This is a genomic window from Streptomyces mangrovisoli, from assembly GCF_000974985.2.
Lineage (GTDB): Bacteria > Actinomycetota > Actinomycetes > Streptomycetales > Streptomycetaceae > Streptomyces > Streptomyces mangrovisoli.
The window spans coordinates 40,585-47,819 of record NZ_LAVA02000089.1 but is presented as its reverse complement, the minus strand read 5'-3'; the positions used below and the strand labels follow the sequence as shown (position 1 = coordinate 47,819).

The following is a 7,235-nucleotide window of genomic DNA, read 5'->3' as shown; positions in this document are numbered from 1 at the left end:
GCGACCGGAGGGCGACCGGAGGGCGACCGGACACGGGCCGGGCGAAACGGATCGACGTGCCGGGGCCCCGCGTGTGGACGACGGGCCGCCCGTCGTGGCGGGCTGCTCGCCGGCCCGGTTCGCAGCCCGGTTCCGGCAGTTGCTGCCGGAACCGGACGACGTGCACACACCGCCGACGGAGGACGCGGGGCGTCAGGTTGGTCCGTCCGAAACGGCGGCGTGTGTCATGGGGAACCCGCCCGGCCAGGGGCGCGGTTCGAACTCGGTGCCCTGTCGGCCTACTTGGACCGGTAGGCCTCACGGGCGAACTGCACATAGGGGGCGGGCGCCACGGTGGCACGGATCTCGACCTGACGGTGCGCCTCGACGCCGGGCTTCGCCGAGTTGGGGTTCTCCCCCCACACCACCGTGACCTGGGTGCCCGCTTCGCTGTGGGCGAGGTCGACGGTGGCCAGGGAGACCATGGACCGCTCGTTGGCGATGTAGCCGACATCCATCGAGATGCCCACCAGTTCCCCGTCGCGCAGGACCTTGTCGCTCTGGTGGAGGGCGTAACGCGCCTTGGGGAACTCCACGAACTTCGCGGGGAGTTCGTCGCGCCGGTACAGCGAGCCGATCGCGGCGGCGACGTCCTCCGCGTGCCAGACAAGCGTGACCTTGACCCGCGGGGGATTCTGCGTGATCTCCTCCAGAGCGGCCCGGCCGACGAATTCGTGGTCGAACTTCACGATCGATCCGTAACCGACGTCGTAGGGGGTGACGTAGTAGTCCTCGATGTCGGCGGAGTCCATCGAACCGCCGAGCGAGCCCATCGCGGGGGTCTTCAGCCACTCGCGATAGCCCTTCATCCTCTCGCCCGAGAAGACGGCCGGTATCGGTGCCGGAACCCAGGCCGACTCGAGGTTGGCCGTGGAGTATGCCTTCGCCCCCACGCGCACCAGATCGAAGGCCTCGCCCTCCGCCAGGATCGCCTCGCGGACGGCGTCGCCCTCCTCCCAGGGGCCGAAGAGCTCGAAGCCCGGCTGTCCGGCCATGCCGTGGCGCAGGCCGCGGACCCTGTGCCCCGCGATCGTGAAGTCCGCCATGTGGAAGAAGCGGGTCTCCGGCACGGGCACCCCCGTCACCTTCTCCAGCAGCGCCACCGCGTTCGGTCCCTGGAGTTCGTACCGGTAGACCTTCGGCGGACCGGACACACGGTCGTAGGAGTTGTCGTCGCGTTCCGTGGTCGCGTCGTAGTCGCCGGTCTCCAGGTTGTACTGCACCCAGTCCAGCACCGGGGGGTGACCGACGAGGTCGTAGACGTCCTGCTCCAGGTGGAAGAGGACGGCGTCTCCGATCAGCTGACCGTCGTGGTTGACAGCGACGTACTGCTTCGCGCGCCCCGGGCCGAAGTTCTTGAAGCTGTTGACCCCGAGGTCGGAGAGCAGCCGCGAGGCGTCCGGACCCTGGATGTACAGATCCGTCATGTGGTGCGACTGGTCCAGCAGCGCCACCGACTCCCGCCAGGCCCGCTGCTCGGAACGCCAGTTCGTGAACTCGGCCTGCACCGGGAACGTGTGGGGCCGGATCGGGGAGTTGCGCAGCAGCTGCACAGCGGTGCCCGCCCGCTGGATGGCCTGCTCGACACTCTCCTGGCTCATGTCTCACCTCTCTGTACGAGTCCGCACGTCCCGGCCGCCCGGCTCAGGCGAGCGTGGGAAGTACGGTCCCCAGTCGTTCGTCCCAGCCGACCGGGGTACCTCAGCACACCCGCTCCGTCTGTTGTGCAGACTGTTCGTCTGTCCAGCAGAACGCTAGGTGGGCCGTCACGCGAGCGCAACACTCCGCGGCGAAAAAGTTCGGGCATCCGGCAGCCGAGGCCCCGATCAGAAGCCCGTCCACTTCCGAAAAACGGAACGCGCATCGACCGTCCCAGCTGCGAAACTGGCCCGATGATCACCGCGCCCACTGCCGCCCTGGACTCGTTGCACGGCCTCGCGTTCGGCGACGCCTTCGGTGACCGTTGGTTCGCCGTCCTGCGCCACGACGGCCTGGCAGCCCTGGAGCAACGAACGCTGCCCCGCGAGCCGTTGTGGCGGTGGAGCGACGACACCGCGCAGGCCCTCGTCCTGGTCCGGGAACTCGTCGACGGCGGCGGCATCGTCGACCAGGACCGTCTCGCCCTGCGGTTCGCCGAGGCCTACGCCGACGACACGCACCGCGGGTACGGAGCGTCCATGCACGACGTGCTGCGCCGGATCGGCGCGGGCGAGCCCTGGCGGGAGGTGGTCTCCGGACAGTTCGGCGGCCAGGGGTCCTGGGGCAACGGCGCGGCGATGCGCGCCGCCCCGCTCGGCGCATGGCACGGCGCCGACCTCGACACGGCCGCCGAACAGGCCGCCCGCCAGAGCACGGTCTCGCACCACCACCCGGAGGCGGTCGCCGGAGCCGTGGCCGTCGCCGTCGCCGCGGCCCTCGCCGCCCACAGCCGCGGCGGACCGGCCCCGAGCCGGACCGACCTCCTTCAGGCCGTCGCCGCACAACTCCCCGACTGCGACGTCCGGTCCGGGCTGCGCATCGCCGCCCGGATGCCGGAGCACACCTCGGTCCGGCACGCGGCGAAGGTCCTGGGCTCCGGCTACCAGATGTCAGGTCCCGACACGGTCCCGTACGCCCTGTGGTGCGCGGCAGGACACCTCGACGACCTGCACGAGGGCATGTGGTTCACCGTTGCCGGGCAGGGCGACATCGACACCACCTGCGCGATCGCCGGCGGCGTGATCGCCGCCCGCACCGGCGTGGCCGGGCTCCCTCCCGCCTGGCACGCGGCCCGTGAACCCTTGCCGGCGGTGGCGATCGGGTAACCCGGAGGGCCACGAGCACCTTGCAAGATGGTGCAGCGCTCCCATTTGGTACGACGCTCCAACGCCGAGTTCACGCGGCTCGGCCAGGGCCGGCCCACCGAGGTCTCGCCGCTCGCCCTCCCGCCCCTCGACCTCGGCGTCCAGCCGGGCCATTGCTGCGCGCCGGTCGACCGCACCCACGGCCTGCTGACCGATGGCCTGACGCGCCGGGTGGAGACAGCGTGCCGCGCGTCCGGCGGAACCCTGCTCGCCGGACTCCTCGCCGCGACGGCCGCCTCGGTACGGGACGAGGGCGGCCCCGACACCTACCGGGCCCTCATGCCCGTCAACCGATGCGGGCCGGACCGGTTCTCCCACTCGGCTGGTTCGTCAACGCCGTACCCATCGAGATCCCCGCCCCCGCGACGCGCCCCCCTCGACACCCTGCTCGCCGGGGCACACCAGGGCTACGCGGCGGGACGCCGAGGGGCCACCGTGCACTGCACGGCGGGACGCCGACAGGCCGCCGTGCCGGGAGCACACGGGGCTACGGCGTCAGCACGATCCTGCCGAAGACCTCACCCGCGTCCATCTTCCGGTGTGCCAGCGCGGCCTGGTCCAGCGGCAGCAGCTCGTGCACCACCGTTTCGATCTCGCCGCGGCTCGCTGCGGCGAACTGCTCGCCGCGCAGGGCGCTCAGCTCGGCCGGGGCGACGGTGGCCGCGCTGAAGGCGGCGAAGGACAGCGACTTCTGGAACGCGGCCATGATCTTCGTGCCGAAGTCCGCGGGCGGCTGACCCGCGACGGCGCCCACGGCCACCATGCGGCCGTTCGGGTTGAGCCGGTCGAAGAACGACGGCATGTCCGCACCGGCCACCACGTCGATGATGACGTCATAGCCCGCCGGAGCAGCCCCGCCGCCTGCGTCGCCGGAGCGGTCCAGCACGTGGGTCGCGCCGAGTCGGCGCAGCCGCTCGCCGCGCTCGGCCGACGATGTCGTGACCGCCACCGCGGCGGCGCCACCGCGGCCCGCGAGCTGCACGGTCATGATCCCGATACTGCCGGCCGCGCCGCGTACCAGGACCGTCTCCCCCGGAGCGAAACGAGCTCGGCGGAGCCCGAAGTGGGCCACCGCGCCGGAGCTGCCGAGCGTGACCGCGGCAGCGGCGGACAGGCCGGCGGGCAGCGGAAGAACCTGCTCGACCGGCACGGCGGCCTGTTCGACGTAGCCTCCGCCGGTGCCGGTAAAGGCCCACACCCGCAGGCCGATCCACGACGCGTCGACGCCGTCGCCGACCGCGGTCACGGTGCCCGCCACCTCGCCACCCGGGATATGGCCCTCCGTGAAGCCGTAGGCGGCCAGCGCCCCGCTCCGGATCACGGTGTCCACTCCCCCGACGCCGACCGCCTCGGTGGCGATCAGTACCTGCCCGGCGGCAGGTTCGGGTACCGGCAGGTCGACGACGGCCAGACCGTCAGGACTTCCGAACCGCTGGATCGAGATTGCCTTCACTGTGGCCTCCAGGTTCTCGGGCCGCCCGAGCGCGTGGGTCTGCGTACGTCCCGGACGGTAACGGACGGCCCCGTCCGCTTGGCTAAAGTGAGAGCGGTGACCGACCGTTTGCCTCACCCGCTGCGCTCCGACGCGCTGGACAACCGCGAACGCATCCTCGACGCGGCCCGGGCGCTGTTCTCCACCGAGGGCATGGACGTGCCGATGCGGGAGGTCGCACGGCGTGCCGGGGTGGGGCCCGCGACGTTGTACCGGCGCTTCCCCACCAAGCAGCTGCTGGTCGCCGAGGCCTTCGCGGACCAGCTGGACGCCTGTCGCGCCATCGTCGACGAGGGGTGCGCCGATCCTGATCCGCGGCGTGGCCTGTGCCTGGTGATCGAGAGGATCTGTGAGCTGCACGCACGCGATCGGGGCTTCACGGAGGCATTCCTGTCGGCCTACCCGGGGGTGAAGGATGTCGCCGCGGGCCGCGAGTACACGGTGAAGGCGGTCGCCGGTCTCGCTCAACGAGCCAAGGAGACAGGGCACTTGCGGTCCGACTTCGTGCTGGACGACCTGATTCTCGTACTCATGGCCAACAAGGGCATCCACGCCGCGTCGGCCGACGAACAGGTCAAGGCCTCCCGACGCTTCGCGGCACTGGCGATCCAGGCACTCGAAGCCTGCCCCCGGCACGCGTCACTGCCACCGGCGGCACACCTGACGTCCGCGCCACCGCACGGCCGGCCGCGGTGAGTGCCGGGGTCGCCTCACGCGCGGCGACGACACCGCGCACCGGCTGGTGAGGGCGGGCCAGGCGGACGACCGTGGTGGGCCGGCTCGCCCCGGCGGCCGCGCCGCTCGGCCGCCGAGGCGGACAGCTCACCCGCTCGTGGCGGCCTGGGCGGCGGTCGCCTGGACGTCGGCGGCCTTCAGGAAGGCTAGGCGGTGGTTGTAGCGGATCGAGTAGTAGGTGTCCTTGCCGACCACGAGGGTCCGGTCGTCCGGTGCGTCGCCGTTGATGTTCTCGTCGTAGAAGTAGTCGGCCGGATGCGCCACCGGGTCGCCCGCCACGTAGGCCTGCCCGGCCGGGATCGTCGCGTCCAGCGGCTCCACGGCCGGGGCCTTGATGGCGGGGTACGGAGTGTAGGCGGCGGCCTCGGGAAAGGCGCGGCCGTAGACCGGGATCGAGGCGAGTCCGGCGCGCGGGGTCAGCACGACCGGGCCGCCCGGCGCGTCGCCCGGGTGGGTGCGAGCCGTGTGCCCGCCCGCGTTGAGGAACCAGGCCTTCTGGCCGTCGTACCAGATGGCCGTCCAGTCGCCCTGCTGCTCGGCGACCACGTAGCGGGTGCCGGTGACCGCCTTGTCGCTCCAGTCGTCGGCCTTGGTGGTGCCGTCGTTGATGAGCGGGGCGTCGGCGGCCGGGCGGGTGCGCAGGTAGACGAAGTTCTCCGGCCGGGCCGCCACCCCGCTGACCTGCGGCTGGTTGGTCGCGTCGAAGGGAGGGGCGATGGTGACGGTGTCGCCCGGCCGGGGCGGGGTGCCGGAGCCGGCCGGGATCGGCGCGCCGAGCAGCTCCAGGTAGTGGCTCCAGTCCCAGAAGGTCCCCGGGTCCCAGTGCATGTCGGAGATGGCGCCCTGCGTCGGGCCGGGCACGTCCTCGTGGCCGATGATGTGTTCCCGGTCCAGCGGGACGCCGAAGCGGGCGGCGAGGTAGCGCACCAGCTCCGCGGAGGATTCGTAGAGCTGCTCGGAGTACCAGGTCGGCCGGTCGGTGGGGACCGCGAAGCCCTCGTGCTCGATGCCGATGCCGTGCATGTTGACCGTCTTGTTGCCCGCCTGCCAGGCGATGTCCTTGGTGTGCACGAGCTGGGTGACATGGCCGTCGCTCGACCTGACCAGGTAGTGCGCACAGGCCTGTTCGCGCGGGTTCTGGAAGGAGGCGATGGCGCCGTCGTAGTCGCTCTCGGTGTCGTGGATGACGATGTAGCGGATCGTCTGACCGTCCGCGGGGCGGTTGGCCGGGTTGTAGTTTCCGTACGAGGTGGGGTCGTCGGGGTCGGTCAGTGCGTACGCGGCCGGCGTGAAGTCGCACTCGAGCCCGGCCGGGCATTCGGGGGTCTGTCCTGCAGCCGCCTGGCCGGACCCGGTGCCGAGCCCCAGCGCGTCCTGGTCCGGGGGCAGTTCGGAGTGGGGACGCAGCACGATCAGCTGGCCGTCGGACGTGGTCCGGGTGACCCCGTCCCGCAGTGTCGCGTACACCCGGTGGGCGAAGACCCGGCCGGTCCCGGCACCCTCCGCGCCGTCCTGCGGCAGGCCGCCACGCCCGAACCGGGCCACCGCCGCCCTCCAGCGGGCCGGGTCCGCGGACGCCGGTGCGCCTTCCTCCCGCTGGTAGCGGGCGAGCAGCGCGGCGGCGCCACGGATGTTCTGCGCACTGTCGGCGCGCAGTTGCCGCGCCGGCCGGCCGATCAGCCGCGCGGCGGCATCGAGCAGGTGCAGCGCGGGCGAGTCCGTGACGGGTCGGGCGGCCGGGGCCCCCTGCTCAGCGGCCACTCCCGGCGGACGTACCCGGTGCGTGGCCCGCGCGGCGTTCAGGTCAGCCTTGGTGACCCCGGTCAGGCCGAAGACGCCGTAGTTGCCCGTCGTGCTCGGGCGGCCCTGGTGGGACTCCCACCGGCTCTCCTGGTAGGAGACGGCCAGCAGTACGGCGTCCGGCACGCCGAACTCGGCGGCGGCCGCGTCGAACTGACGCTGCAACCGCCGCCCGTCCGCCGTGGCGGTACTGGCCCCGGCCGGCGCCGTCATCCCAGCCGTCGCGGCCATGGCCAGGGCTGCCGACGCGGCCACCATGCGCAGCCGTCGATCCAAGAGCTTGGTCATGTCACGGTCCTACAGGGCCCGCCGACCCCCTGGTCCGC

5 protein-coding genes are annotated in these 7,235 nt (G+C 72.2%); 2 read left to right on the top strand and 3 right to left on the bottom strand.

What is annotated here, in order from left to right:
- Positions 1-278: 278 nt before the first annotated feature.
- Positions 279-1,640 carry a glycine cleavage system protein T gene (locus WN71_RS30990; protein WP_046584375.1) on the bottom strand — a complete coding sequence of 454 codons (1,362 nt, stop codon included), beginning with the start codon at positions 1,638-1,640 and terminating at the stop codon, positions 279-281.
- A gap of 291 nt (positions 1,641-1,931) precedes the next feature.
- On the opposite strand from WN71_RS30990, the gene WN71_RS30985 reads away from it, so the two are divergent.
- Complete coding sequence (locus tag WN71_RS30985) at positions 1,932-2,843, top strand: ADP-ribosylglycohydrolase family protein (protein ID WP_046584376.1); 912 nt, start codon at positions 1,932-1,934, stop codon at positions 2,841-2,843.
- 526 nt (positions 2,844-3,369) lie between these two features.
- Here WN71_RS30985 and WN71_RS30980 read toward each other — a convergent pair.
- The gene (locus WN71_RS30980) at positions 3,370-4,335 is read right to left on the bottom strand and encodes a zinc-binding dehydrogenase (RefSeq protein ID WP_046584377.1); all 966 of its coding nucleotides are present in this window, start codon (positions 4,333-4,335) and stop codon (positions 3,370-3,372) included.
- Positions 4,336-4,431: 96 nt separating this feature from the next.
- On the opposite strand from WN71_RS30980, the gene WN71_RS30975 reads away from it, so the two are divergent.
- Positions 4,432-5,070, top strand: coding sequence for a TetR/AcrR family transcriptional regulator (locus WN71_RS30975; protein WP_107469820.1), 639 nt, complete (start codon positions 4,432-4,434; stop codon positions 5,068-5,070).
- 126 nt (positions 5,071-5,196) lie between these two features.
- On the opposite strand, the gene WN71_RS30970 is transcribed toward WN71_RS30975, so the two are convergent.
- Positions 5,197-7,197, bottom strand: coding sequence for an N-acetylmuramoyl-L-alanine amidase (locus tag WN71_RS30970; RefSeq protein WP_046584379.1), 2,001 nt, complete (start codon positions 7,195-7,197; stop codon positions 5,197-5,199).
- Between the last annotated feature and the right edge of the window lie 38 nt (positions 7,198-7,235).

What these genes read in the sequence shown, in the direction of transcription:
- WN71_RS30990 (WP_046584375.1), bottom strand. Translation starts at nt 1,640, where the DNA reads ATGAGCCAGGAGAGTGTCGAGCAGGCCATCCAGCGGGCGGGCACCGCT.
- WN71_RS30985 (WP_046584376.1), top strand. Translation starts at nt 1,932, where the DNA reads ATGATCACCGCGCCCACTGCCGCCCTGGACTCGTTGCACGGCCTCGCG.
- WN71_RS30970 (WP_046584379.1), bottom strand. Translation starts at nt 7,197, where the DNA reads ATGACCAAGCTCTTGGATCGACGGCTGCGCATGGTGGCCGCGTCGGCA.